This window comes from Desulfovirgula thermocuniculi DSM 16036 (assembly GCF_000429345.1).
GTDB lineage: Bacteria > Bacillota > Desulfotomaculia > Desulfotomaculales > Desulfovirgulaceae > Desulfovirgula > Desulfovirgula thermocuniculi.
The window spans coordinates 1-2,382 of sequence record NZ_AUBR01000113.1; the positions used below are offsets into that span (position 1 = coordinate 1).

Here is a 2,382-nt window from a genome sequence, read left to right on the forward strand (position 1 = left end):
ATCAGGCATTAACTCCAACCAGTACCAACATTCACCGCACACCCCGTACCTTTCCCGCTTACCCCCACCACTGCCGCTTTTTCCTGATTAACAGGTAGATGAAGAATGGTGACCCCATGAGCGCAGTGATAATTCCCACCGGGATCTCCGCAGGCGCAACAATGGTCCGCGCCAAAGTATCGGCCAAAAGCAAAAGCACCGCACCCATCAGGCAGGAGCAAGGGATCAAAAACCGGTTGTCACTGCCCACAAGCATCCGGCAGATGTGCGGCCCCACCAGGCAGACAAAGCCAATGATGCCGGTGAAGGCCACCGTAGCCGCAGCAGCAAGGGTAGCAAGGGTGAGGGTGCAAACCCTCAGGCGCCCCACATTTATCCCGAAGCTGGCCGCCACCTCCTCCCCGGCCCCCAGCACGTTGAGATCCCAGGCGTACAGGAGAAGCCCGGCCATACAGAACAGCACCACCGGGGTAAGAAGCATCACCGTCTGCCAGTCTGCCCCCCAGAAGCCGCCCATCAGCCAGACGACAAGTTCTTTTAGCGCCTCGTTATTGGAAACGTATTTCAAAAGCGAGACACCAGCTTGAAAAAGGTAACCAATGGCCACCCCGCCTAAAACCAGCGTCTCGGGCGACATTCCCTTAAACCGCGCCAGGGAGAAGGCCAGGAGCGTGGTCAACCCTCCAAAAACGAAGGCGTTGGTAACAATGAGCCACCGCGACACTTCAAGGTAACTCCCGCCCACCAGGCCTGTCCCCAGCACAATGGCCAAAGCCGCCCCAAAAGCCGCGCCGCTGGAAAGACCCATCGTATAGGGGGAAACCAGCGGGTTGCGCAACACCCCCTGCATCACCGCCCCGGCCCCCGCCAGACTCATCCCGGTGATGGTGGCCAGCAAAATGCGGGGGAGGCGGATCTCCCAGACCACCGTCTCGGCAAGGTCGCTCACTGGGGCCGCTTTTATACCCAAGTGTGCCAATATCACACGCCAAACATCAGGCACGCTTATTCCCGCTGCCCCCACAGAGGTGGCCATTAGAGCTGTAGCCGTAACCAAGCCAAATAAGACTGCAACCCCAAAAACTTTGCGACCGATATGGCGGGAATAGGTGGCTTTTATCGCGGCAACATGGTCTTCCCAAGCCATACTATTCACTTCAGCGGTGGGTAAACCCATATGCCTCTAAGCTCCTCCCCGTAGAACTTCTTGAGTACCTCCCGGTGCACCGCCTCCGGGTCTATGTCTTGAAAGAGCTCCGGGTGCAGCCATTTGGCAAGGTAGCAGAGCCCAATTACACTACGCGGACCAAAAGCGATCGAAGACGAAATCAAATAGACTCGTTTCCCTTTGACCGCCGTCGTAGTTTTAAGGGCAGGCCGTACCATTATTCTTTGCTGTAATGACTCTAACTCCGATGTCGTCGTTGCCTCGAAACCGATACCGCTTGATGTTACTCCCTCATAATCAGGGGAAACGTTTTTAACCACCACTTGCGGGTTTTTTGCCGCCACCCACTCCGGCGTAACTGTGGGGTTAGCTAAGCCAAGCGATGCTGCTATATTGGTCCCGCCAGCCCACTCGATCATCGTGTGACCGCCAGAACCAGGGCCGGTACTCCCCCATTCTCTTATCGAGTTCTCCCAGTAGACACTGACTCTTTGGTTTGGTAGCAAATTGCGAGTTCTTTCCTTTACTATCGCCCAATATTTCTCGATAAGATCTGCATAAGCATTTGCCCGCTCCGGGCACTGGAAAATTAATCCTAAGGTACGGATCTCGTCGCACATAAAATTTTGGTTATAGCCGTATATCCGCAGCACCGGAATTCCAGCGCGTTCGAGCTGGCTTCTGATCTCCGGCTTCATGGCCCAATCCAACACTAGGTCGGGCCTAAGAGAAATGATCAATTCCACGTTAGGTGTAGACGCGCTACCTATACCCGGTACGTTTTCAACGTAGCCAAGCCACTTCTGGTTTTTCTTTGTGTAATCGTAAACACCAACAACCCTTTTTTCTTGCCCCAAGGCCTTTATAATTTCCGCCTGGTAGCTTCCTGTAACAATCACCCTCTGGGGCGGAGAGGGCACCCGCACTGTGCGCTTTTCAATTTCTCCGTTGGGCTTGACGAAGTATTCTGTAACTGTTATCCTCTTCTGAACCTCTCCTTGGGGGGTGAAGAAATATTCGGCAACCGCATTTTTATCCTGCTGGGCACCTGCACCCGTACGAACGATCACCGTGCGCGTCGCATCGTCCCAGCTCACCTCGGCTCCCAAGGACTCGCCAATGAAGCGCAGGGGTACCATCGTCCGGCCGTTGATTATCTTGCCCGGCACATCAAGGCTCACAGGACGCTCATTTACATAGGCCGTCCCCTGCCC

The 2,382-nt window shown here is 55.0% G+C and carries 2 protein-coding genes; both read right to left on the reverse strand.

Features of this window, described 5'->3' with window-relative positions; translation table 11 throughout:
• Nucleotides 1-58 precede the first annotated feature (58 nt).
• A complete protein-coding gene (locus G454_RS0114980) occupies nt 59-1,177 on the reverse strand; it encodes an iron chelate uptake ABC transporter family permease subunit (protein WP_027719220.1) in 1,119 nt (372 codons plus the stop codon).
• The coding region (locus tag G454_RS0114985; RefSeq protein WP_027719221.1) for an ABC transporter substrate-binding protein at nt 1,153-2,382 on the reverse strand (1,230 nt) is incomplete at its 5' end. The genes G454_RS0114985 and G454_RS0114980, both read right to left, overlap by 25 nt.